At 41.5% G+C, this 23,716-nt stretch carries 21 protein-coding genes, 10 tRNA genes and 3 rRNA genes; 27 read left to right on the forward strand and 7 right to left on the reverse strand.

The window, feature by feature from the left end; translation table 11 throughout:
* Positions 1-115: 115 nt before the first annotated feature.
* The 6 genes from ACWNMY_RS11895 (at position 116) to ACWNMY_RS11920 (ending at position 5,382) form a co-directional block, all read left to right on the forward strand.
* Positions 116-928 carry a squalene/phytoene synthase family protein gene (locus ACWNMY_RS11895; protein WP_449538504.1) on the forward strand — a complete coding sequence of 271 codons (813 nt, stop codon included), beginning with the start codon at positions 116-118 and terminating at the stop codon, positions 926-928.
* Between the two features lie 100 nt (positions 929-1,028).
* The gene (gene fni, locus ACWNMY_RS11900) at positions 1,029-2,057 is read left to right on the forward strand and encodes a type 2 isopentenyl-diphosphate Delta-isomerase (protein ID WP_449538505.1); all 1,029 of its coding nucleotides are present in this window, start codon (positions 1,029-1,031) and stop codon (positions 2,055-2,057) included.
* A gap of 277 nt (positions 2,058-2,334) precedes the next feature.
* Complete coding sequence (locus tag ACWNMY_RS11905; protein ID WP_449538506.1) at positions 2,335-3,114, forward strand: ABC transporter permease subunit; 780 nt, start codon at positions 2,335-2,337, stop codon at positions 3,112-3,114.
* A gap of 27 nt (positions 3,115-3,141) precedes the next feature.
* Positions 3,142-3,840 (forward strand): ABC transporter ATP-binding protein, encoded by a 699-nt coding sequence (locus ACWNMY_RS11910; protein ID WP_449538507.1) that lies wholly within the window; start codon positions 3,142-3,144, stop codon positions 3,838-3,840.
* A gap of 1 nt (position 3,841) precedes the next feature.
* The gene (locus ACWNMY_RS11915) at positions 3,842-4,855 is read left to right on the forward strand and encodes an aliphatic sulfonate ABC transporter substrate-binding protein (protein WP_449538508.1); all 1,014 of its coding nucleotides are present in this window, start codon (positions 3,842-3,844) and stop codon (positions 4,853-4,855) included.
* 11 nt (positions 4,856-4,866) lie between these two features.
* Entirely contained in the window at positions 4,867-5,382 is a 516-nt protein-coding gene (locus ACWNMY_RS11920) for a thioredoxin domain-containing protein (RefSeq protein ID WP_449538509.1), read from the forward strand.
* Between the two features lie 109 nt (positions 5,383-5,491).
* Here ACWNMY_RS11920 and ACWNMY_RS11925 read toward each other — a convergent pair whose 3' ends face one another.
* From ACWNMY_RS11925 to ACWNMY_RS11945, 5 genes are all read right to left on the reverse strand, one after another.
* A complete protein-coding gene (locus ACWNMY_RS11925; protein ID WP_449538510.1) occupies positions 5,492-6,124 on the reverse strand; it encodes a response regulator in 633 nt (210 codons plus the stop codon).
* 12 nt (positions 6,125-6,136) lie between these two features.
* Positions 6,137-7,255: a GAF domain-containing sensor histidine kinase gene (locus ACWNMY_RS11930; RefSeq protein ID WP_449538511.1), complete on the reverse strand. Its 1,119-nt coding sequence runs from the start codon at positions 7,253-7,255 to the stop codon at positions 6,137-6,139.
* 65 nt (positions 7,256-7,320) lie between these two features.
* Positions 7,321-7,668, reverse strand: coding sequence for a VOC family protein (locus tag ACWNMY_RS11935; protein WP_449538512.1), 348 nt, complete (start codon positions 7,666-7,668; stop codon positions 7,321-7,323).
* A 14-nt stretch (positions 7,669-7,682) separates the two neighbouring features.
* On the reverse strand, positions 7,683-8,711 hold the full coding sequence (locus ACWNMY_RS11940; RefSeq protein ID WP_449538513.1) for an S-adenosylmethionine:tRNA ribosyltransferase-isomerase: 1,029 nt from the start codon (positions 8,709-8,711) through the stop codon (positions 7,683-7,685).
* Between the two features lie 3 nt (positions 8,712-8,714).
* Positions 8,715-9,428: an SDR family NAD(P)-dependent oxidoreductase gene (locus ACWNMY_RS11945; RefSeq protein WP_449538514.1), complete on the reverse strand. Its 714-nt coding sequence runs from the start codon at positions 9,426-9,428 to the stop codon at positions 8,715-8,717.
* A 272-nt stretch (positions 9,429-9,700) separates the two neighbouring features.
* Here ACWNMY_RS11945 and ACWNMY_RS11950 point away from each other — a divergent pair, with 272 nt between their 5' ends.
* The 4 genes from ACWNMY_RS11950 to ACWNMY_RS11965 all read left to right on the forward strand — a co-directional run bounded on the left by ACWNMY_RS11950 (position 9,701) and on the right by ACWNMY_RS11965 (position 12,493).
* Positions 9,701-9,925: a hypothetical protein gene (locus tag ACWNMY_RS11950; RefSeq protein ID WP_449538515.1), complete on the forward strand. Its 225-nt coding sequence runs from the start codon at positions 9,701-9,703 to the stop codon at positions 9,923-9,925.
* Between the two features lie 159 nt (positions 9,926-10,084).
* Positions 10,085-10,528: a YbaK family protein gene (locus ACWNMY_RS11955; RefSeq protein ID WP_449538516.1), complete on the forward strand. Its 444-nt coding sequence runs from the start codon at positions 10,085-10,087 to the stop codon at positions 10,526-10,528.
* A 68-nt stretch (positions 10,529-10,596) separates the two neighbouring features.
* A complete protein-coding gene (cwlD, locus tag ACWNMY_RS11960; RefSeq protein ID WP_449538517.1) occupies positions 10,597-11,310 on the forward strand; it encodes an N-acetylmuramoyl-L-alanine amidase CwlD in 714 nt (237 codons plus the stop codon).
* A 136-nt stretch (positions 11,311-11,446) separates the two neighbouring features.
* A complete protein-coding gene (locus tag ACWNMY_RS11965) occupies positions 11,447-12,493 on the forward strand; it encodes a P-loop NTPase (RefSeq protein ID WP_449538518.1) in 1,047 nt (348 codons plus the stop codon).
* A 53-nt stretch (positions 12,494-12,546) separates the two neighbouring features.
* On the opposite strand, the gene gerD is transcribed toward ACWNMY_RS11965, so the two are convergent.
* A complete protein-coding gene (gerD, locus tag ACWNMY_RS11970) occupies positions 12,547-13,149 on the reverse strand; it encodes a spore germination lipoprotein GerD (protein WP_449538519.1) in 603 nt (200 codons plus the stop codon).
* A gap of 149 nt (positions 13,150-13,298) precedes the next feature.
* On the opposite strand from gerD, the gene ACWNMY_RS11975 reads away from it, so the two are divergent.
* Positions 13,299-13,895 carry a KinB-signaling pathway activation protein gene (locus ACWNMY_RS11975; RefSeq protein ID WP_449538520.1) on the forward strand — a complete coding sequence of 199 codons (597 nt, stop codon included), beginning with the start codon at positions 13,299-13,301 and terminating at the stop codon, positions 13,893-13,895.
* 141 nt (positions 13,896-14,036) lie between these two features.
* Here ACWNMY_RS11975 and pdaB read toward each other — a convergent pair whose 3' ends face one another.
* Complete coding sequence (gene pdaB / locus ACWNMY_RS11980) at positions 14,037-14,801, reverse strand: polysaccharide deacetylase family sporulation protein PdaB (protein ID WP_449538521.1); 765 nt, start codon at positions 14,799-14,801, stop codon at positions 14,037-14,039.
* 141 nt (positions 14,802-14,942) lie between these two features.
* Here pdaB and ACWNMY_RS11985 point away from each other — a divergent pair, with 141 nt between their 5' ends.
* The 16 genes from ACWNMY_RS11985 (at position 14,943) to sigW (ending at position 23,705) form a co-directional block, all read left to right on the forward strand.
* Positions 14,943-15,173: a hypothetical protein gene (locus ACWNMY_RS11985; protein ID WP_449538522.1), complete on the forward strand. Its 231-nt coding sequence runs from the start codon at positions 14,943-14,945 to the stop codon at positions 15,171-15,173.
* Between the two features lie 300 nt (positions 15,174-15,473).
* Positions 15,474-17,023: ribosomal RNA gene (locus tag ACWNMY_RS11990) — 16S ribosomal RNA — on the forward strand.
* A 408-nt stretch (positions 17,024-17,431) separates the two neighbouring features.
* Positions 17,432-20,365: ribosomal RNA gene (locus ACWNMY_RS11995) — 23S ribosomal RNA — on the forward strand.
* Positions 20,366-20,606: 241 nt separating this feature from the next.
* A 5S ribosomal RNA gene (gene rrf, locus ACWNMY_RS12000) occupies positions 20,607-20,722 on the forward strand.
* The 16S, 23S and 5S rRNA genes sit together here with 10 tRNA genes alongside, the layout of an rRNA operon.
* A gap of 6 nt (positions 20,723-20,728) precedes the next feature.
* Positions 20,729-20,803: transfer RNA gene (locus ACWNMY_RS12005), tRNA-Asn, on the forward strand.
* An 8-nt stretch (positions 20,804-20,811) separates the two neighbouring features.
* Positions 20,812-20,884, forward strand: a tRNA-Thr gene (locus ACWNMY_RS12010).
* A gap of 22 nt (positions 20,885-20,906) precedes the next feature.
* Positions 20,907-20,981: transfer RNA gene (locus ACWNMY_RS12015), tRNA-Glu, on the forward strand.
* Between the two features lie 53 nt (positions 20,982-21,034).
* A tRNA-Val gene (locus ACWNMY_RS12020) sits at positions 21,035-21,110 on the forward strand.
* 19 nt (positions 21,111-21,129) lie between these two features.
* Positions 21,130-21,205 (forward strand) — tRNA-Thr (locus tag ACWNMY_RS12025).
* Between the two features lie 16 nt (positions 21,206-21,221).
* Positions 21,222-21,306 (forward strand) — tRNA-Tyr (locus tag ACWNMY_RS12030).
* 228 nt (positions 21,307-21,534) lie between these two features.
* Positions 21,535-21,609 (forward strand) — tRNA-Gln (locus ACWNMY_RS12035).
* Positions 21,610-21,630: 21 nt separating this feature from the next.
* Positions 21,631-21,703: transfer RNA gene (locus tag ACWNMY_RS12040), tRNA-Lys, on the forward strand.
* Between the two features lie 6 nt (positions 21,704-21,709).
* Positions 21,710-21,783 (forward strand) — tRNA-Gly (locus ACWNMY_RS12045).
* Positions 21,784-21,804: 21 nt separating this feature from the next.
* Positions 21,805-21,880: transfer RNA gene (locus ACWNMY_RS12050), tRNA-Ala, on the forward strand.
* A gap of 177 nt (positions 21,881-22,057) precedes the next feature.
* Complete coding sequence (gene rocF, locus ACWNMY_RS12055) at positions 22,058-22,960, forward strand: arginase (RefSeq protein WP_449538523.1); 903 nt, start codon at positions 22,058-22,060, stop codon at positions 22,958-22,960.
* 181 nt (positions 22,961-23,141) lie between these two features.
* Positions 23,142-23,705 carry an RNA polymerase sigma factor SigW gene (gene sigW / locus ACWNMY_RS12060; protein ID WP_449538524.1) on the forward strand — a complete coding sequence of 188 codons (564 nt, stop codon included), beginning with the start codon at positions 23,142-23,144 and terminating at the stop codon, positions 23,703-23,705.
* The last annotated feature ends 11 nt before the right edge of the window (positions 23,706-23,716 follow it).

Raw genomic sequence — 23,716 nt, forward strand, 5'->3', positions numbered from 1 at the left:
AGTACATGCTTACTTTTTAACAAAGAAAAAAATGGATATGGTGTATTACGTGTTTCCTATTAAAAAAAGAGGTACGATGAAATAAGCCAGATTTATTGAGGAGGTACAAAAATAGATGAGTAGGTTTCCAAAAGATGCATTACGTATGCTAAAAGAGACCAGTCGTACATTTTATATTCCTATTACCTTTTTGCAGAAAGAGTTAAAGTATTCAGTTGCATCTGCCTATTTAGTTTTTCGAGCAATTGATGAAATCGAAGATCATGCAAATTTGGACAATGCGGTAAAATACACGATGCTAATGCAAATAAGTAAATTATTAAACAAACCCTTTAATAACGATGAGTATTTACAACTACTCAGTCTTGCTAATGTTGAAATGCCAGAAGTCACAATTCGTTTAGAGGAATGGCTTAACGCTTGTCCAAAGGATGCTCTACCTATTGTAACTAAGTCTGCAAGTGAGATGGCGTTTGGTATGGGAAAATGGACAAAAGCAAATTGGGAGATACACACCCGAGATGATTTGGATGACTATACATATTATGTTGCAGGGTTAGTAGGGGTCATGCTTTCAGACCTTTGGGAGCACTATGCTAATGAAATAACAGATAGAGAACTAGCGATTGGGTATGGACGTGGACTTCAGGCAGTAAATATATTGCGTAATGAGAAGGAAGATTATGATGAACGTGGGGTGCGTTTTGTACCAGATGGTTGGACCCGAGCTGAATTGTTTACTTATGCAGAGGAGAATCTAGCAAAAGCAGACGAATATATGAAATCTCTCAAGTCAAAAAGTATCATTTTATTCTGCCGACTGCCGCTCGCTCTCGCCCATAAGACGTTAAAAGCGTTGAAAGAGGGACGAGAAAAAATGTCACGAGAAGAAGTGGAACAAACAGTGGAAGAAGTTCAAATCGATTAATGGTAAAATAACCCTTCAATTTGAGAGTTTTACCGTCTAAAACAAAAGGAGACGGTGTTAGAGATAAATAGAATCTTGATGACAAAGGCGGGTGTAATGCATGGAAAACTCAATTGAGCGGAGAAAGTCTGAACATATACAAATTGTACTTAATGAAAAGGTAACTGGAGAGTCCATTTCAACTGGATTAGATTCCGTTATGTTCATCCACAATGCACTTCCAGAAATTGATTTTGATGAAATTTCTTTAGAAACCAGATTTCTTGGTGTTGAATGTAGAACGCCATTTCTTATAAGTTCCATGACAGGTGGAACGGCCCTAGCGGGGACAATTAACCGGAACCTGGCAGAAGCAGCAGAGGAACGAGGCTGGATGCTCGCTCTAGGATCCACACGTGCACTCCTTGACAGTGGTAGAGATTCCGACTCTTTCATGATTAGGAAGTATGCACCGAGTGTTCCAATCATAGCTAATTTGGGAGCTGTTCAATTTAATTACGGATATGGTGTTGAGGAATGCAAGAAAATCATTGAATTAACCGAGGCGGATATGCTTGTCCTTCATTTGAACAGCATTCAGGAAGTAATTCAAGAAAACGGAGATACCAATTTTAAAGGATTATTACATAAAATAGAACAATTGTGTAGCACGCTAGAGGTTCCAGTCGGAGTTAAGGAAGTTGGATGGGGAATTGATAGTCAGACAGCGAAAAAGCTAACTGAGGCCGGTGTTGCGTTTATCGACGTTGCTGGGGCAGGAGGTACATCCTGGAGCCAGGTGGAAAAGTTCCGTGCTAAAGATAAAATCCGTAGAGCTGCAGCCGAGGCATTCAGAGAGTGGGGGATTCCTACAGTGGAATCAATCAAACTGGTTCGCGAAGAGATGGAGAACCTACCTCTTATTGCTAGTGGCGGAATGCGGACGGGACTTGACGGTGCAAAGACTCTTGCATTGGGAGCCGATTTGGTTGGATTTGGACGTTCTATCCTTAAAGAAGCAACCCTAAGTACAGCAGATGTTATTGAAACGATGGAAATTCGTGAAATGGAACTTCGTATGTCCATGTTTGGAATTGGTGCGCAAACTATACAAGAGTTAAAAAATACTAAGCGCTTGAAGGAACGATAATCGAAATTTTCAAAGCTAGGCAAGAATGGTTCAACTCACCAATGTTGGAATTAAAAATGTTTGTGAATAGAATAGTTTTTACGAAAATGTTGTCGTTTATAAGGGACCCTTAACCAAACCGGTTGAGGGTTTTTTTACATGGACGAGAGACTTTTACTTGTTTTTCTAAAACACATCCAAATTATTATATTTATGTAAATTGTCAAAACATTAATGTTTACAAAACCAATCGGAATTACTATAATTAATTCCATTGGACTACAAAGTAGGTGAGAAATTGAAAAAAAACAGCAAATGGTATAACAATCAGATCGTCCCGTGGATAGTACCAATTATCCTAATAGTTATTTGGCAAGTATTTGGTCAGTACAAAATCATTGCTTCCTCCATACTTCCAACTCCCTTGGAGGTGGTGCAAGCAGCAATTCGTTTATTCAAAACGGGAGAATTACAGGAGCATGTGTTAATTAGTACACAACGTGCCTTAATTGGTTTTGTCATAGGCGGATTTGTAGGGTTTGTTCTTGGATTATTAAATGGAACGGTTCTATTTTTTGAAAAAACAGTTGATACGACCATACAAATGGTACGTACAATTCCCCATTTGGCATTAATTCCACTTGTGATCCTGTGGTTTGGAATAGACGAAAGCGCCAAGATATTTCTAGTAGCACTCGGGGTGATGTTTCCAATCTACATTAATACATTTAATGGAATTAAAAATGTGGATCATAAGCTAATAGAAATGGGTTCTGTCTATGGTTTATCAAGATGGAAGTTATTCACAAACATTATCTTACCAGGATCTCTGCCTTCTATTCTTGTAGGGATTCGCTATGCTCTAGGAGTAACGTGGATATCATTAATCGTTGCTGAAACAATTGGAGCTAATTCAGGAATTGGATTCTTGGCAACGACAGCTCGTGAATTTATGCAAATGGATATCGTTGTCCTTACGATAGTACTATATGCGATCTTAGGTAAGTTATCTGACTTCATTGCGAAGTTATTTGAAAATCGATTATTAAAGTGGAATCCATCCTACAACAGAAAATAAAAATTGAAATGAGAATGGGGTGGTACGATGTTCAATATTGAGCTAAAAAATGTAGCTAAAAGCTATGGGGAAAATATAGTCCTTCGTGATATTAATCTTTCCATTGAGCAGGGAAGTTTTACTGCCATCGTTGGACGAAGTGGCTGTGGCAAGAGCACACTGTTACGAATTATTGCTAAGCTAGAGGAAATTACAAAAGGAGAATTATCGTTTTCAGGAACAGAGGCGAAGGATCCGAAAATTCGCGTTATGTTTCAAGATGACCGGCTAATTCCTTGGAAAAGCATTCTACATAATATTAACCTTGGAGCAGTCAATAAAGAGGTTGCAAAAGCATCGCTAGAAAAGGTCGGACTGATTGAGAAGGAAAATGACTGGCCAGATCAATTATCAGGCGGACAAAAACAGCGGATTGCTCTTGCGCGTGCACTTGCAAGCAATCCTGATATTTTACTATTCGACGAACCGCTTGGGGCACTTGATGCACTTACTCGTATTGAAATGCAAAATTTAATTGAAGGACTTTGGCAACAGCAAAAATTTACATCTCTTCTTGTTACTCATGACGTAACAGAAGCTGTGCGTTTGGCTGATCGTGTCATTGTAATAGACAAAGGTGTCATTCAACTGGATGAACAAATTGATTTAGCGAGACCTCGTGAACGTGATGAGAAATTCACATATTACGAGAAAAAAATACTAAACGAAATTCTAGGGGGGTACTAACATGAAAAAGTCATTTTTAGTATTTGTATCGGTATTATTTTTATTTATTATAGCAGCTTGCGGAAGTGATTCTAGTAGTGGAACATCAACGGAGGGTAAGTCAAGTGAAAGTGATAATAGTGAAAATGAAGTAATTAGAATTGGCTACCAGAGAGGTAACACGTTAAACATTTTGAAAGAACATGGGAATCTAGATGAAGCTTTAAGTAAAGAAGGTTACGCAATTGAGTGGAAGGTATTCCCTACTGGTACAGTTTTATTAGAAGCGTTAAATACGAATAATATTGATTTTGGACATGCGTCTGACGGTAATGCAGTGTTCATGCAAGCGGGGGGTCACCCGTTACACTATATCGCTTCTGAAGCACCATATCCAAACGGTGTTGCATTAGTTACGAAAGCAGATTCAGATATTGAATCAGTTGAAGATTTTAAGGGTAAAACGATTGGTGTAACAAAAGGCGGGAACCAGCACTATTTATTATTAGTAGCTTTAAAGGAAGCTGGTATCTCATTAGATGAAGTAGAAATAAGATTTTACAAAGATGCAGCTGAGGGACTTTCAGCTTTTACAACCGATCAATTTGATGTTTACGGAACATGGGATCCGTATCTAGCAATTGTTGAAAACAAAGTAGAAACTCGTACGATTGTGAATGGTTCTGATTTAACAGAGAACCGTACGTTCTATTTTGCGGCGGAAGAGTTTTTGGCTGAAAAACCAGATGTGATAAAAATTATTCTAGAAGAACTACAAGAATCTAACCAATGGGCAAATGAGAATAAGAAGGAAGTTTCTGAGATTCTTTCAGCTGAATTAGGTCTAGAAGTAGAACCTATTCAACAGGCAAATGACAGACGTACATTTGGTGTAGAAAAAATAGGAGAAGAAATTATTAATAGCCAACAACAATTAGCAGATACGTTCTATGAAGCGGGCTTATTAGAAACTGAAATTAGTATTGAGGAAGCAACCAATGTAGACGAGGCACTTATTCCTGACAACATCAAATAGGAGGGTTTCATATGGCAAAGGTAATTGAAAATGCATTCTTGAGTTACGGCAATCCAGATGCTCCTGTAAAGGTTGAAGTTTTTTTAAATCTAGCATGTCCTTATTGTGCAACATTTTTCGAAGCAGCAGATCAGACACTAACACCTTATATAAAAGATGGTAGAGTTCAATACGTAATTAAACATTATGACAAACCTCGTGAAATGCTGTTATATGGTACATTGGTTAATTTGTTTTTTGATTACAGCCAACCTGAGCAAATTTATAAGATTATGAAGGAACTGTTTGAGAAACAAAGTGAATGGAGTGAGTCTGATAGTGACTCCATTAAAAAGATGTTAACGGATCAGTACGGATTGAAAGAAGAACCAGAGACGATTGACATCAGCTTAAAGATTACAGCTGAGGCTATTAAACGTCAGGTGAAGATGGTACCAACCGTTTACATTAATGAAAAAGAATTTCAATTTCCAATTGAAATTGATGCTGACCAATTACAGGAAGAAGTTGAAAAGGCATTAGCTTAAGTTCAAAGGGTTTTACAAATGAATTAACGATTTCGCGGTTCTCGACCATTTGGTTGGGAGCCGTTTTTTTAAAAATGAAAGTAGGATGCTGTCATTTACAGCATCCGTTTCAGTCAACTAATCGATGTTTCACTGCGTAAAGTGCTGCCTGGGTCCGGTCAGCCAATTCAAGTTTTGCCAGGAGGTTTGAAACATGTGTTTTTACGGTTTTTTCCGTAATAAATAAAGTTGATGCAATTTCCTTGTTGCTCTTTCCACTAGCAATTTCTTTTAACACATCAAGCTCCCTTTTGGTTAGCTCCTCTTTCATATGGTTTTGTTTATTGGACAAGTTGGCTAATACATGTGACGTTGCTTTTGGATGAAGCTGATTCTCACCATTCATGATTTTTTTAATCGCTGTAACAAGTTCATCAGGCTGGATGTCCTTTAATTGGTATCCTGAAGCACCTGCTTCAAGAGCAGGAATAACATGGTCTATATCGGAAAAACTGGTAAGTATCATGATTTTTATCTTAGGCAATTCCTTCTTTATTAGCATTGTTGCCTCAATTCCGTCCATTTCAGGCATGACTAAGTCCATTAGAATCAAGTCAGGCTTTAAAGATTTTGCTAATTCAAGTGCTTCTTTGCCGTTTGCGGCTTCTCCGATAATTTCAAGTTCATTCTGTGTCTTAAGAAAAAAAACGAGACCGCGTCTCACTACATGGTGGTCATCTGCGACTAAGATTCGTATACTCACGACACTTCCCCCCTAGATTGGAATATGAATCTTTATTTCTGTACCGTTCCCTGGTTTGCTTTTTAGAAAAAATGAGCCGTTTAATGCTTCTGTACGGCTTTTCATATTGCGCAGTCCTAAGGTAGGGATTTCTTGACTTTCCTGATAATGAAAACCACAACCGCTATCCTTAATTGTCATGGTAACCCCTTCGTTGGAAGCTTCAAAACATAATGTTGCCTCAGTGGTGTGAGAATGTTTCTTACAATTTGCTAGGGCTTCCTGACCGATTCGCCACAATGCTTCCTCTACCTTACCAGGAATACTTGTTGCACCCGATACCTTTGTTTCAATTGTCAGCCCCAACATATTGGCATAGCTTCGTAATGCGCTGACTAATCCATTCTCCAGTCCCTGTGGTCGTAACTGCCAGATTAAAGCTCTCATTTCCCCAAGTGCCTCTTGTGATAAATCTTGCATATAGGCGAATGTTTGTTTGAGTTGTGTATTATCTGTCATTTCTACGCCGGCTCTAGCTGTTAAGCTAAGGGAAAAAAGAAGTTGATTTACAGAGTCATGTAGATCCCTAGCCAAACGGTTTCGTTCAGCTACAAGTGCTGTCTCCTGCTCACGTTGGGTTAGTTTGATTCGTTTTAGTGCTGATCCTATTTGGTAAGCGATTGCTTCAAGTAGGGCAAGTTCATTTTTTTCGAAGTGGGTTTTGCTTGGTGCACCGACATTCAGAATTCCAAACTGTTCCTCTCCTGCACGGAGCGGGACGGTTGCATGATATGTCAGATTACCCGTATCACCTGCTTTTTCTGCAATGGCTTCCTCAATTCTTTTACATTCGATTATATTGGTTGCTTTATCTAGTTGTTGGTTGTTGTATTTATTAACACACCAGCACTTGCCTTGGCACATTCTTTTTTTGTTATTACTAGCCAATGCAGGTGGAAGGGCTTCGTCAGCGACAAGGTGATGTGTTCCAGTTTCATCAATGAGAAAAATCCATCCAGAATGAAGCCCAGTTACCTGAAGGAGTTTTTTCAAAACATCTGATAACACACCCTTAGTGTCGGTACCTTCGTTTAAAAGTTCGGCAATTTCCTTTAATATACTAATTTCTTCAAATCTAGCGTCTACGGACATTGTGTTCCCTCCACCGTGAAGTATCTGCTTCCATTATAGCTGATTTGCAATTTTAAGACTTGATTTTATGGTGTAGTGAGCTGTAAAAACTCAAGTATGTGACCATCAGTACCTTCGTAAAAGACCGTTCGCCAACCATTAGCAAGTTGGTAGGGACCTTCTACTATAGAAAAATTCGAGAATTGAAACATAATCTTATCGAGATCGCTAACTTCAAAACAGATATGAGCATGTAGCTCTCCAACCTGTTTACCAGAGAATAACTCAAGCCGAAAATTACCTAACCTTAAAAACACAAGTTCTTCTTCCATAAACATGAGGCGGCTCTCTTCCTCAAAACCGAACTGTCTTTTATAAAAATCGACTGTTTCCACCAAATTTCTTACCTCAAACCCATAGTGATGAAGCTGCATGGTCGTACCTCCATTCAAATAATGAGGTTCATATCCCCAAATTCATGCCAGAGGTAGCCGGCATCAATGGCTTGATTATATGCCTGAAGCAGGTGTTCTTCAGAGATAAAGGCGGTAAGCATATCGAGATGGCTAGCCTGCGGTTCATGAAAACCGGTAATAATTCCATCCGCCATTTTTAAAGGAAAATGTTGATTGATGTATAGAGTGGTTTTACCCGATAGTTCACCTGACATTGCCGCACTCTCAAGGGCCCTAACGACAGTCGTTCCCACAGCAATCACTCTATTACCAGCCTTTTTCGTTTGCATAACTTTTTCTATTGTTTGTTGTGAAATATAGTACTCCTCCTCGTTTGCTTCTGGGCCCAGATGCCACTGGTCATCAAGTAAGTAGCTGAGTCCAGTATGGAGTTGAATAAATTCAACTTGTATTCCCTTTCTCTTTAATGAGAAAAGTAACTCCCAGCTAAAAGCTCTACCGGCAGATGGCATTTCTACTGAACCTGGATGGCTGGCGAATGCCGTTTGATAGTATTCCAACTCCCATGGTTGATCAATGTATTCATACCGAACCGGTTCCCCGAGTGTATAAATACTATTTAATAGATCTGTTCCTTTTTTAGTAAACCTAATCATCTTTAATGGCGAGTTCTTTTTATTGCTTATAACAGTTGCTGATAGTTCAGGTGAAAAAGATAATGTATCTCCAAGTTGTATTGAATCTTGAACAATAAGCGCCTCCCATGTATCATCTTGCTTGCGCCTTGCGAGTCTGACTTCAACAGTAGTGGGGGGAAGGTTCATATCTCTACTCCATTCAGCGTGTAAAACAGCAGGTATAGTTCGGCTGTTGTTTAAGACAACTAGATCTCCTGATTGAAGGTATGTTGGCAATTGATTAAAACGTTCGTGTTTGATATCACCATATATTCTATCTAGCACCATTAACCGTACGTGATCTCTCCTCAGGCCTCGCTTTTCTGGAGGGTGAGAAGCATTCAATTCATTCGGCAGGAAAAAATCCAATGTCTTTGCTTCCATCGATTACACCTCCTCTTGGGACTGAGCTGAAAGTCGCTGGCCATGAATACCTGCTGACCGATCTGAAGCTAGATATAAGAATATGTCAACAATCTCTTCTGGCTTTGTTAATGGGTAATCACAGTCTGGTACAGCTAAACGGTGCATATCTGTATCCATTTCACCTGGATCAACCATATTCATTCGTACACCAGTTTCTTTTAATTCGTCTGCCCATGTTTGAGTTAGACCTTCAACAGCAAACTTAGATACTCCATATGCCCCCCAACCGGCATATCCAATTTGACCAGCTTCAGAGGTTACATTAATGATTGATCCTTGGTTTCGCTCAAGCATTCCTATACAAACCCTTTTCGTAATGGAAAATAATGAAATGGTATTTACTCTTAGTACCTCAGCGAAGTCTCCTACCGGGTAATCAAGAAGTAGTGGCATTGGACTTGGTCCTAACATCGACGCATTATTAATTAACACATCAATATGGCCATATTCCTCTTCGGTCATCGCGACAAAACGCTCGACATCCCTGGAATTCGATACATCAGCAGTAACCGCTAACACCTGTGCTCCAAGTTTTTCAGCTTCTTGTTTTACCTGTAGAAGACTATCTGTTGCTCGTGCACAGATAGCAAGTTTTGCCCCTTCTTTAGCAAATGCCAATGTTAAAGCCATTCCTAACCCTTTAGACGCGCCAGTAATCATTACTACTTTACTCATTGAATATCTCTCCTTTTGTAGTTGATATAGTAAGCATACTAGTTATTCCGAAGGCTTTCTTCGTAGAAAAGCTTGAGATTTATCTACAACTTTAGGATGAGAGGAAGGGTTTTTGACGATGGAAGAACCCTAGTAGTAAAAAAAGGTTACGACAACATTTGGACAACCATTCGCCAAAATTCAAGTAATTTCGAGAGGGTTGCCAACATATGATGGATGTAGGAATGAACTCCGATTAGGAGTATCAATAATATTAGGGGTGAATGAAGAGAATGAGTCGTATTCAAAAATCACTTATCGGTGCAAGTATTGGTGCATCTTCAGCTGGTGTGTGGTTAATTGTTGATCTATTGCTCCCAGAACCAATTGGAGATTATCTGTTATTTATGATCATGGGTGTAGTCAATATGGTCATTGGTTGGCAATTTGGAAGGTTAGTGGGGAAAGAAAAGGAGAAACCAGCGCTTGAAGTGTCAGATAATCTTAAGCCATCATAGGATAAAGTAAGGGAAGGCTCTCGGAAAGTGAGAGTCTTTTTCTATGTGCTTTTTTTTGTTACTATGCATAGTTTATTTTGGCAGTTAAGGTAGTTTGTGTTGGACGCATGTTTACGTTGATACAGTAAGAAACTAGTTGTCAAAGGGGGGTTCTAACTAATGAATGTCATTACAACCTTCAAAGAAAAGCGCAAGGAGAAGCAAATTACGTATGAACGCAAAATGCTACGTGAGCTCTCACTAGAAGGATTAAAAAAGAATGTAGCAGATACCTTTGGCAGTTTTTTTAGAATGGGCACAATGCTTGGAAGTGCCATTGAGGAAGGATGTTTGGATGTTGCCATAGAAGCTTATTTACTAGGAGCCAAATATAGTCGATTTGGTTATTATGGAGAATCTATCGAGGATGTAAGAAGACGCTGTTACCAATATGAGAAGAACCTAATAGATGCACTCTATGAATTCATTTGTTACTGGGGACATATTGGAGATCAAGGCTTTGTAAATGAGTCTCTTTATTATGCGTGTGAGCATTATATCAACTATTGGTGGATGGAAGGATTTCAAAAGGGAGAAAAAAGACACCGCCTAAAATTGCATTAGAGTTTTTAATCATATATACTCTCCTTGTCCCATATAGTAAATTGTAGGGACGCGCAGGAGGGAAAATGGTGAATAAGAAATTAAAAATTGCTGGTATCCTGGTAGGTACTATCGTTTTATTTTTGTTTATTCAATATAAATACATGGATAAAGATGTTTGGAACTCATGGAATTTACCTCTTTCAGGAAAGTTTATTATTATTGACCCTGGTCACGGTGGGGTAGATGGAGGAGCAATGAATGGTGACATTCAGGAAAAAGATATTGCTCTAGAAATATCACTCAAGCTTCGTGATTACTTGCAACAACAGGGTGCTTTGGTTCAAATGATACGGGAAGATGATACAGATTTAGCGCCAGAGGGAATGAAAGGCTATAGTCGAAGAAAAACAGAGGACTTGAAGAAAAGGGTAGAGATCATTAATGAATCAGAAGCGGATTTATTTATAAGTGTTCATCTTAATGCAATTCCATCTCCAAAGTGGAGCGGGGCACAAACCTTTTACTATGGTACCTTTAAGGAAAATGAGGAAGTAGCTAAGTTCATTCAAGATGAATTACGAACCAATTTAGGGAATACCACTAGGAGTGCAAAAGCAATCAATGGAGTGTATTTATTGAAAACTGCTAAGAAGCCCGGTGCCCTTGTAGAGGTTGGATTCCTTTCAAACCCACAGGAGAAATCTTTACTGATCCAAGATAAATATCAAGATAAAGTAGCAGCGTCAATTTACACCGGTATAAACCGATATTTCTCAGATGAATCAAACCCGCCTGACTAATTAGGTGGGTATTTATTTTGTCTTTTAAGGACTGATATTTTTTTACAAAGCTATGAGACACCTCACACTGTATTGTCGGACAGGTATGTTATAATGAGATAGAGTGAAACCGAATACAATCCAGGTGGTGTCTATTATGTTAAATGAACAACAAGTTATTGACGTGTTACACAAAATGCAAGATCCATTCTTACATAAAACTTTCGAGGAAACCAATGCAATCCAAGAGGTTAAAATAAAAGAAGAAAAAAAACACGTTAGTGTGAAGATTGCTTTATCAAAGACGGGTTCAGCTGAACAATTGCAGCTACAAACAACAATTGTAAATGCACTAAAACAAGCGGGTGCAGAATCGGTGGGACTTCGCTTTACAGACCTATCACCAGAAGAGTTGGCTAAATTTAAGACTGATACAGGGGAATCCGCATCCTTATTGTCACCAGTAAATGAAACAACTTTTATTGCGATTGCGAGTGGTAAGGGAGGCGTTGGGAAGTCAACTGTATCTGTAAACTTAGCAGTGTCATTGGCTAGACTTGGTAAAAAGGTTGGTCTAATTGATGCAGATATCTACGGGTTTAGTGTTCCAGATATGATGGGTATTACGAAACGACCTGTCGTTCGTGGGGAAAAAATTATCCCTGTCGATAGAAAGGGAGTAAAAGTAATTTCTATGGGCTTCTTTGTAGAAGATAATTCCCCTGTTATTTGGCGAGGGCCAATGCTTGGAAAAATGCTAAATAATTTCTTTAATGAAGTTGAGTGGGGAGATCTAGATTATCTACTGTTAGATTTACCACCAGGAACTGGAGACGTTGCTCTTGATGTTCATACAATGCTTCCACATTGTAAAGAAATTATTGTAACAACACCACATCCTACTGCAGCATTTGTAGCAGCCAGAGCGGGTGCCATGGCGCTTCGTACAGAACATGAAATACTGGGTGTTATTGAAAATATGTCTTACTTTGAGAGTAAAGTAACTGGAGAAAAGGAATATGTGTTTGGTAAAGGTGGAGGCAAGAAACTAGCAGAGGACCTCCAAACCACATTACTAGGGAACATACCGTTAGGACAGCCAGACTGGAACGATGAGGATTTTGCCCCATCTATTTATGAAGAAAGCCATCCAACTGGAAAGATATATAATGAGATTGCCCAAAAAGTAATTAGTGCTTTATAAGGCAAAAGAACCTCCCTATTTCCCGGAGGTTCTTTTCTATTAGGGGAAGTGAGTTAGCTATTACCGCTTCCTTCACCTTCACCTTCTTCTTTTTTTGCTTTTTCGGCCTTTTGCAAGTCTTCAGCTGCTTTGATGAGAATATCTTCAATCTTCGCCTTGTATAATGGACTCTCTAGAGTTTCGCTAATTACAGATTGTAGATGTTTTCGGTATTCCTGGCTCTTCAGAACTTCGACTAGTTGTTCTTCCATTTCAGGATTTTTCAAGATATCCATCATCATTTTTTGGTAATCAGGATCCTTCATTAAGTCTTTAATGAGTTTTTCGTGCTCCGTCTGCATACTTTTTGCGAAATCCTCTACAAACTTCGTATCCTCAAATGTTTTTTTCCAAAACTCAACTCCATTTTCGGAGGTAAGAGTTTCTCGGATGGAATCTTTTACAACTGCTTGGTCCATGATTAGATGTTGTTTTATCTTTTCATCACGCATGAGTTCCTCAATTGCTTTCTTTCCATCATCAGTTTTTAATATATCGACAACCATTTTCTTGGTTTCTTCATAATCCATTCGATCTTGTTCAACATTGGCTGGGGCACACCCTACCATACTAAAAATGAAACTAGAAATGAGGAGGAGCGACATCCATTTTCTCATTTACAAAGCTCCTTTCATAAGGGATCCTTAGTTGTTAATATGCTTTTTTTGTTGAAAAATATTCATGTAATGCATGTTTTGGAACTGGCATTCATCCCCTGCACTTGATACAATCATATAGTGAATCTTATTGAGTGGGGGATTTTGTAGTGAAGAGTCGAAATTGGGTAAGGTTTTTTCTATCTACCTTACTTGTAGGCGCGATTAGCACAATTATTGTTGGATTTGCCGTTAAATGGAGTGAATATAAAGAATTGTTCATAGCATCAGATGTAGTTGAGATACTCCTTGTTGTATTTTGGCTCATCGGTGTTGGATTTATTTTTAGTATTATTAGCCAAATGGGCTTCTTTGCTTATTTGACTGTTCACCGTTTTGGTCTAGGGTTATTTAAAGGAGCATGGAATCCTGCGCAGATCGTGTTAATTGCATTTGTATTATTTGATTTGATTTATTTCCGTTATAAGGTATTTGCAAATGAAGGAGAAGCAATTACTTCATATGTATTGATACCGATTGCTGTATTGGTTGTTGCTATAATTGTTGGCTACTTAAAAAGTAAGCAGACAAATAGGAGCGCGTTTATACCAGCTATATTTTTTATGTTTGTTGTTTCTGTTATTGAATGGTTTCCAGCTATTCGTGTAAATGAAAACAGTTGGCTATATTTAATGCTTTTTCCACTATTAATATGTAATGCATATCAATTATTAATACTACCAAAAATAACAAACCAAAAAAGCTGACCAAAAGGTCAGCTTTTTGTGTCTATCTCAAGGCGCCATCGGCGCTCGGCTCTAAACCAATCGCTTCGGAAGGTAAAAGGCACCTTCTGTCAGCGCTCGTCTTATGCATGTCGCCAAAGTTAGGGCGCCTTGCGCTTTTCCCTATTCTACTACTTCACTCTTCACATCAGCATTGTTCAGCATATCGTTAACTGTTACAAAGGATAGGCCTTTCTCTTTAATACCTTTTAATATGGATGGAAGAGCTTCTGCGGTTTGTTTAGCTGAATCGGAAGCATGTAATAAAATGATATCTCCACTTTTAACCTTATCCAATACATTACTCGTAATTTTAGCAACGCCGGGATTGTTCCAATCATTTGAATCAATACTCCAATGTACAAGAGTATATCCGAGTGAGTCAGCAATTTTCACAACCCTTGAATCGAAATTCCCATCAGGTGTTCTAAGGAAGGCAACGGTTTTGACACCTAATTTCTTAAATGTATCCTGGGCCTTATAAATATCCTTTTTTATCTGAGCATCTTCAAGTTCAGTATAGTTTTTATAATCGTATCCCTTTATCCCGATTTGGTGTCCATCTTTTACGATTCGACTAACAATATCAGGATGTCTTTCTGCCCAAGAAGCAGAAAGGAAAAACGTAGTGTTCGTAATCCCTTCTTTTTTCAATGTGTCAATAATCGGTAAGGCTTTTGTATCTCCCCAGCTAATATTAAAAGTAAGAGCAATTGCTTTTTCGCTCTTTTCGCCGGTATAAATTACACGAGGTCCATTTTCAGTAGAGAAAGCGGGAGCGATATTACCCTTTTCAATATAGAAAATACCTGCTGTAAATATTGAAGCAAAAAGAATAATTAAGGTTTGTTTAATCTTTTTGCTACTAAGGATGTAGAAAAAATTCATTTTAATCCCCCTTGTCCATAGATCTTCTGTCTAAATAATATGCTTGTCAGCAAAAATTATGTGTAAAGTCTTATGAAAAACCAATCATAAAACAACCAATATTGGAAATAACTAGAATTACAACATACTTGAGGTGAAACTATGATTGGATTATTAGTTGATCAGAAAGAAGTTAAAGAGTTAGAATATCTCCTAAAAAGAGAGATGGATGAAATATTATTTGATATAGAAGATAATAGGATAGACCATATCGTAAAAAGAGCCATGGAGGAAAGATATCAGATATTGTTTCGGTTATTTAAAAGAATTGCTGATCCAACTGAATGCACTAGATACATTAGGACGAAAAAGGTAAATAGAAAAAAAGGATAGAACAAAGGTGGAGGATTGTATCAACTCAACTGAATATAATCCTCTTTAATATATAATTTTATTTTTTTTAATAGGTTGTTGACACAGGGTTATTATGATGATATATTAATTATCGTCGTCGCTGACGATAAAATAATTCACTAAAAACTTTTTAAAAAAATCTTGACTTCAAAAAGTCAGCATGATATATTAAGAAAGTCGCTTACGAGCGATATTTCAAAAAAGTTCTTTGAAAACTGAACACAATACAAGCGTCAACGTTTTAATTCTAAGTAACAAATTATTGAGCAATCAATACTCTTATTGGAGAGTTTGATCCTGGCTCAGGATGAACGCTGGCGGCGTGCCTAATACATGCAAGTCGAGCGGATCTTTGGGAGCTTGCTCCCAAAGATTAGCGGCGGACGGGTGAGTAACACGTGGGTAACCTGCCTGTAAGACTGGGATAACTTCGGGAAACCGGAGCTAATACCGGATAACATATAAGACCACATGGTCTTATATTAAAAGATGGCTTTTAGCTATCACTTACAGATGGACCCGCGGCGCATTAGCTAGTTGGTGAGGTAACGGCTCACCAAGGCGACGATGCGTAGCCGACCTGAGAGGGTGATCGGCCACACTGGGACTGAGACACGGCCCAGACTCCTACGGGAGGCAGCAGTAGGGAATCTTCCGCAATGGACGAAAGTCTGACGGAGCAACGCCGCGTGAGCGATGAAGGCCTTCGGGTCGTAAAGCTCTGTTGTTAGGGAAGAACAAGTACCGTTCGAATAGGGCGGTACCTTGACGGTACCTAACCAGAAAGCCACGGCTAACTACGTGCCAGCAGCCGCGGTAATACGTAGGTGGCAAGCGTTATCCGGAATTATTGGGCGTAAAGCGCGCGCAGGCGGTCCTTTAAGTCTGATGTGAAAGCCCACGGCTCAACCGTGGAGGGTCATTGGAAACTGGGGGACTTGAGTGCAGAAGAGGAGAGCGGAATTCCACGTGTAGCGGTGAAATGCGTAGAGATGTGGAGGAACACCAGTGGCGAAGGCGGCTCTCTGGTCTGTAACTGACGCTGAGGCGCGAAAGCGTGGGGAGCGAACAGGATTAGATACCCTGGTAGTCCACGCCGTAAACGATGAGTGCTAAGTGTTAGAGGGTTTCCGCCCTTTAGTGCTGCAGCAAACGCATTAAGCACTCCGCCTGGGGAGTACGGTCGCAAGACTGAAACTCAAAGGAATTGACGGGGGCCCGCACAAGCGGTGGAGCATGTGGTTTAATTCGAAGCAACGCGAAGAACCTTACCAGGTCTTGACATCCCATGACAACTCTAGAGATAGGGCTTTCCCTTCGGGGACATGGTGACAGGTGGTGCATGGTTGTCGTCAGCTCGTGTCGTGAGATGTTGGGTTAAGTCCCGCAACGAGCGCAACCCTTGATCTTAGTTGCCAGCATTCAGTTGGGCACTCTAAGGTGACTGCCGGTGACAAACCGGAGGAAGGTGGGGATGACGTCAAATCATCATGCCCCTTATGACCTGGGCTACACACGTGCTACAATGGATGGTACAAAGGGCAGCGAAACCGCGAGGTTAAGCAAATCCCATAAAACCATTCTCAGTTCGGATTGCAGGCTGCAACTCGCCTGCATGAAGCCGGAATCGCTAGTAATCGCGGATCAGCATGCCGCGGTGAATACGTTCCCGGGCCTTGTACACACCGCCCGTCACACCACGAGAGTTTGTAACACCCGAAGTCGGTGGGGTAACCGTAAGGAGCCAGCCGCCTAAGGTGGGACAGATGATTGGGGTGAAGTCGTAACAAGGTAGCCGTATCGGAAGGTGCGGCTGGATCACCTCCTTTCTAAGGAAACTGAAGTTCTACGAACTTCATAAAAAGACGCTTTGTATTGTGGTCAGTTTTGAGAGTGCTTTTTCTCTCAAAGGTAGATTTTTGCTTGTTGCAAAAATCATTGCGCTTGCGTCTACAAGATGAATCGAAGATGATTGATTCCTCAGCGCAAGGCAGCATGATGCCGAAACACTGATGATTAATCACGATGTGATTGAAGTCAGTAGCCTCGTTCCTTGAAAACTAGATAACGTAACAAAACATTCATTGAAGTAAGTAAAGTTCTTTAAAACTTAAAGGTGAACGAGAAGCGAGAAGGTCGAGGAACCGATGGAGGAATCACCGGAGCGTACTTTAGGGTACGTGAGGATGATGACGACAGCGGTGACAAAGAGATTCGACGCTTATCAAAGCCGAATAGGTTAAGTTATGAAGGGCGCACGGTGGATGCCTTGGCACTAGGAGCCGATGAAGGACGGTACTAACACCGATATGCTTCGGGGAGCTGTAAGTAAGCATTGATCCGAAGATTTCCGAATGGGGAAACCCACTGCCCGTAATGGGGTAGTATCCATACCTGAATTCATAGGGTATGAGAAGGTAGACCCGGGGAACTGAAACATCTTAGTACCCGGAGGAAGAGAAAGCAAACGCGATTTCCTGAGTAGCGGCGAGCGAAACGGAAGATAGCCCAAACCAAGAGGCTTGCCTCTTGGGGTTGTAGGACACTCTATACGGAGTTACAAAAGAGCGAAGTAGACGAAGCGACCTGGAAAGGTCCGTCAGAGAAGGTAACAACCCTGTAGTCGAAACTTCGTTCTCTCTTGAGTGGATCCTGAGTACGGCGGGACACGAGAAATCCCGTCGGAAGCTGGGAGGACCATCTCCCAAGGCTAAATACTCCCTAGTGACCGATAGTGAACCAGTACCGTGAGGGAAAGGTGAAAAGCACCCCGGAAGGGGAGTGAAATAGAACCTGAAACCGTGTGCCTACAAGTAGTCAAAGCACATTTATGTGTGATGGCGTGCCTTTTGTAGAATGAACCGGCGAGTTACGATCCCGTGCAAGGTTAAGTTGAAGAGACGGAGCCGCAGCGAAAGCGAGTCTGAATAGGGCGAAATAGTACGTGGTCGTAGACCCGAAACCAGGTGATCTACCCATGTCCAGGGTGAAGTTCAGGTAACACTGAATGGAGGCCCGAACCCACGCACGTTGAAAAGTGCGGGGATGAGGTGTGGGTAGCGGAGAAATTCCAATCGAACTTGGAGATAGCTGGTTCTCTCCGAAATAGCTTTAGGGCTAGCCTCGAGTATAGAGTCTTGGAGGTAGAGCACTGATTGGACTAGGGGCCCTCATCGGGTTACCGAATTCAGTCAAACTCCGAATGCCAAAGACTTGATTCTCGGGAGTCAGACTGCGAGTGATAAGATCCGTAGTCAAGAGGGAAACAGCCCAGACCACCAGCTAAGGTCCCAAAGTATACGTTAAGTGGAAAAGGATGTGGAGTTGCTTAGACAACCAGGATGTTGGCTTAGAAGCAGCCACCATTTAAAGAGTGCGTAATAGCTCACTGGTCGAGTGACTCTGCGCCGAAAATGTACCGGGGCTAAACGTATCACCGAAGCTGTGGATTGTTCTTACGAACAATGGTAGGAGAGCGTTCTAAGTGCAGCGAAGTCAGACCGGAAGGACTGGTGGAGCGCTTAGAAGTGAGAATGCCGGTATGAGTAGCGAAAGAGGGGTGAGAATCCCCTCCACCGAATGCCTAAGGTTTCCTGAGGAAGGCTCGTCCGCTCAGGGTTAGTCGGGACCTAAGCCGAGGCCGAAAGGCGTAGGCGATGGACAACAGGTTGATATTCCTGTACCACCTCTTTACCGTTTGAGCGATGGAGGGACGCAGGAGGATAGGGTAAGCGCGCTGTTGGATATGCGCGTCCAAGCAGTTAGACTGGTAAGTAGGCAAATCCGCTTACCGCGAAGGTTGAGCTGTGATGGCGAGGGAAATATAGTACCGAAGTTCCTGATTCCACACTGCCAAGAAAAGCTTCTAGCGAGGTAAATGGTGCCCGTACCGCAAACCGACACAGGTAGGCGAGGAGAGAATCCTAAGGTGATCGAGAGAACTCTCGTTAAGGAACTCGGCAAAATGACCCCGTAACTTCGGGAGAAGGGGTGCTTTTTAGGGTGAATAGCCCTGAAAAGCCGCAGTGAATAGGCCCAGGCGACTGTTTAGCAAAAACACAGGTCTCTGCGAAGCCGCAAGGCGAAGTATAGGGGCTGACACCTGCCCGGTGCTGGAAGGTTAAGAGGAGGGGTTAGCTCTAAGCGAAGCTCTGAATCGAAGCCCCAGTAAACGGCGGCCGTAACTATAACGGTCCTAAGGTAGCGAAATTCCTTGTCAGGTAAGTTCTGACCCGCACGAAAGGTGTAACGATCTGGGCACTGTCTCAACGAGAGACTCGGTGAAATTATAGTACCTGTGAAGATGCAGGTTACCCGCGACAGGACGGAAAGACCCCGTGGAGCTTTACTGCAGCCTGATATTGAATTTTGGTACAGCTTGTACAGGATAGGTAGGAGCCTTGGAAGCCGGAGCGCTAGCTTCGGTGGAGGCGTCGGTGGGATACTACCCTGGCTGTATTGAAATTCTAACCCGAAGGCCTTATCGGCCTTGGAGACAGTGTCAGGTGGGCAGTTTGACTGGGGCGGTCGCCTCCTAAAAAGTAACGGAGGCGCCCAAAGGTTCCCTCAGAATGGTTGGAAATCATTCGTAGAGTGTAAAGGCACAAGGGAGCTTGACTGCGAGACCTACAAGTCGAGCAGGGACGAAAGTCGGGCTTAGTGATCCGGTGGTTCCGCATGGAAGGGCCATCGCTCAACGGATAAAAGCTACCCCGGGGATAACAGGCTTATCTCCCCCAAGAGTCCACATCGACGGGGAGGTTTGGCACCTCGATGTCGGCTCATCGCATCCTGGGGCTGTAGTCGGTCCCAAGGGTTGGGCTGTTCGCCCATTAAAGCGGTACGCGAGCTGGGTTCAGAACGTCGTGAGACAGTTCGGTCCCTATCCGTCGTGGGCGTAGGAAATTTGAGAGGAGCTGTCCTTAGTACGAGAGGACCGGGATGGACACACCGCTGGTGTACCAGTTGTTCTGCCAAGGGCATCGCTGGGTAGCTATGTGTGGAAGGGATAAGTGCTGAAAGCATCTAAGCATGAAGCCCCCCTCAAGATGAGATTTCCCATAGTGTTAAACTAGTAAGATCCCTCGAAGATGACGAGGTTGATAGGTCAGAGGTGTAAGCATGGTGACATGTGTAGCTGACTGATACTAATCGATCGAGGACTTAACCAATTAAGGTTCGCAGACTAAGTACGCCACATCCTGTGGCAACGTCTGCATGACCCACTTCCTGTGGGCCTAAGTGTAGGCGACTGTACAGCCTCGACAAGCGCTGGAACTTCTGTCGGAAAAGTCGTAGACTTTGACAGAAGAAGTGAAGCGACCTCGAGAGGCTAGGAGCCGAAACTGGACATAAAAAAACTTCATGAATGTTTTAGTTATCTAGTTTTGAGGGAATGAATCCTTCTAATAGTCTAGTGACGATGGCGAAGAGGTCACACCCGTTCCCATACCGAACACGGAAGTTAAGCTTCTCAGCGCCGATGGTAGTTGGGACTTTGTCCCTGTGAGAGTAGGACGTCGCTAGGCCTTTATTCCGCAGTAGCTCAGTGGTAGAGCTATCGGCTGTTAACCGATCGGTCGTAGGTTCGAGTCCTACCTGCGGAGCCAACTTTTTTGCTTCCATAGCTCAGCTGGTAGAGCACTTCCATGGTAAGGAAGAGGTCAGCGGTTCGAGCCCGCTTGGAAGCTTAGTAGATGGAAAATTTAGAATGGCCCGTTGGTCAAGCGGTTAAGACACCGCCCTTTCACGGCGGTAACACGGGTTCGAATCCCGTACGGGTCACCATTTTATGCCATAATTGTGACAATGTGTCATATTGGATTCACATTACATGTGTTGGAGGATTAGCTCAGCTGGGAGAGCACCTGCCTTACAAGCAGGGGGTCGGCGGTTCGATCCCGTCATCCTCCACCATTTAAAAATAAGAATAATTGCCGGTGTAGCTCAGTTGGTAGAGCAACTGACTTGTAATCAGTAGGTCGTGGGTTCGACTCCTATCGCCGGCACCATTTCTAACTTAATAGTGGAGGGGTAGCGAAGTGGCTAAACGCGGCGGACTGTAAATCCGCTCCCTCCGGGTTCGGCGGTTCGAATCCGTCCCCCTCCACCATTTTCAAAGTAAAAATGCTATATTCTCCCTTTAGAATTGTTGAAAAGGATAGAGTGAGCTATTTTTATGTCAGAAGATGATAAATGAAGAAAATAATGCTTATAATTTCTTTTAAATTACACATGATAAGAGAGTAGTCATTTAAGTCTATATCTGATCATCTTTTAAAAGTAAGTATTTAATAAGAATACATAGTATTCGACAATGTTTTACATGAAGTTTATTCAATGGGCTATAGCCAAGTGGTAAGGCAACGGACTTTGACTCCGTCATTCGTAGGTTCGAATCCTGCTAGCCCAGCCAATTTTTCCTATTACTTTGCACGAGCCATTAGCTCAGTTGGTAGAGCATCTGACTTTTAATCAGAGGGTCGAAGGTTCGAGTCCTTCATGGCTCATCTCATGCGGAAGTAGTTCAGTGGTAGAACACCACCTTGCCAAGGTGGGGGTCGCGGGTTCAAATCCCGTCTCCGCTCCACTAGCTACTTCCTTTCTATATGGGGCCTTAGCTCAGCTGGGAGAGCGCCTGCCTTGCACGCAGGAGGTCAGCGGTTCGATCCCGCTAGGCTCCACCAATTCTATTACGTTTTACTTAATAAACCAAGTAGGTTTATTTTTTTTTGCATAGAAAAGGTATTTTACTCGTTTTTACTAGCCTCATTACGTATATATATACATGTTTTTGTCGAGTTGAGTCATTCTATTAAAAGTAGGTACAATAGATGTATATGGGAGAAGGAGGTACATAATCGATGAAAAAAGATATTTCTATAATAGGTGTTCCAATGGATCTGGGTCAAATGCGTAGAGGAGTAGATATGGGGCCGAGTGCCATCCGTTATGCAGGTGTTGTTGAACGATTAGAACGACTTGAATATGATATAGATGATTTAGGAGACATTGAAATTACCCGACCCACCCGTGAAGAAATTGCAAATGATGAAAATTTAAAAAACCTAAAGAAGGTCTCTGAGGCTAGTGAAAAACTTGCAGCAACAGTAGACAAGGTTTTACAAAATGGAAGATTTCCTCTTGTGTTAGGTGGGGACCATAGTATTGCAATCGGCTCCTTATCCGGGATTGCGAAGCACTACCAGAACCTAGGTGTTATTTGGTACGATGCACATGGGGATTTAAATACAGCGGATACTTCTCCAACTGGAAATATACACGGTATGCCCCTTGCAGCAAGCTTAGGGCTCGGTCATAAAGCATTAACACATATCTCAGGATATAGTCCGAAAGTTAGACCAGAGAATATTGTACTTATCGGAGCAAGAGCACTTGATGATGGTGAAAAAGAGTTAATTAAACAGTTAGGCATTAAGGTTTATACTATGCATGAAATTGATCGTTTAGGTATGACAAAGGTGATGGAAGAAACGATTGCATACTTGAAAGAAAGAACAGATGGCGTGCATTTATCATTAGATTTAGACGGTCTTGACCCACATGATGCACCTGGGGTAGGTACTCCAGTATTAGGTGGTATTAGTTACCGCGAGAGTCATCTAGCTATGGAAATGCTAGAAGAATCAAAACTAATTACATCTGCTGAATTTGTGGAAGTTAATCCTATCCTAGATGATAAAAATAAAACAGCTTCAGTAGCAGTTGCTTTAATGGGATCTTTATTTGGTGAAAAGCTTTTATAATAAGAAGAAACAGTATCTCATACTTTGAGGTACTGTCTTTTTTATCTACTCTCCAAAAATGTTTTAAATTCCTCCCACATTGTTAGCCAAAATTTGTTAAAATTAAATTTATGAAGAAAATGAAACCTTTATCAAATTGAATCGTAAATAATGTTACCCGCGAGTAGAGCGGAGGTATAAAATGGAGACAATCATTAAAAACAGAATAAGGCAAATAAAAAATGGAGATCAAAGTGCATTTGCGGAGATAGTGGAATTTTACAAGGATAAGGTATTTCAGCTAAGCTATCGTATGCTAGGAAATCGACACGAGGCCGAGGATATTGCACAAGAAGCCTTTATTAGGGCATATGTGAATATTCATAGCTATGATATGAACAAGAAATTCTCCACATGGCTATATCGTATTGCAACTAATCTGTCGATTGATCGCATACGAAAGAAAAAACCGGATTATTATCTTGATGCTGAAATTGCCGGGTCGGATGGACTAACCATGTACTCACAGGTTGCCGCAGATGTCACGTTACCTGAGGACGAGCTGGAGACTTTGGAGCTACAGGAATTAATTCAAGCAGAAATATTAAAGCTCCCGGAGAAATACCGTTCTGTGATTGTATTGAAATACATCGAGGAGTTTTCACTAAAAGAAATTGGCGAGATTCTTGATCTACCAGTTGGTACGGTAAAAACAAGAATTCATAGAGGCCGAGAAGCATTAAGAAATCAGCTTCGACATGTATAGGGGTGAGAAAA

This window comes from Ferdinandcohnia sp. Marseille-Q9671, from assembly GCF_976954385.1.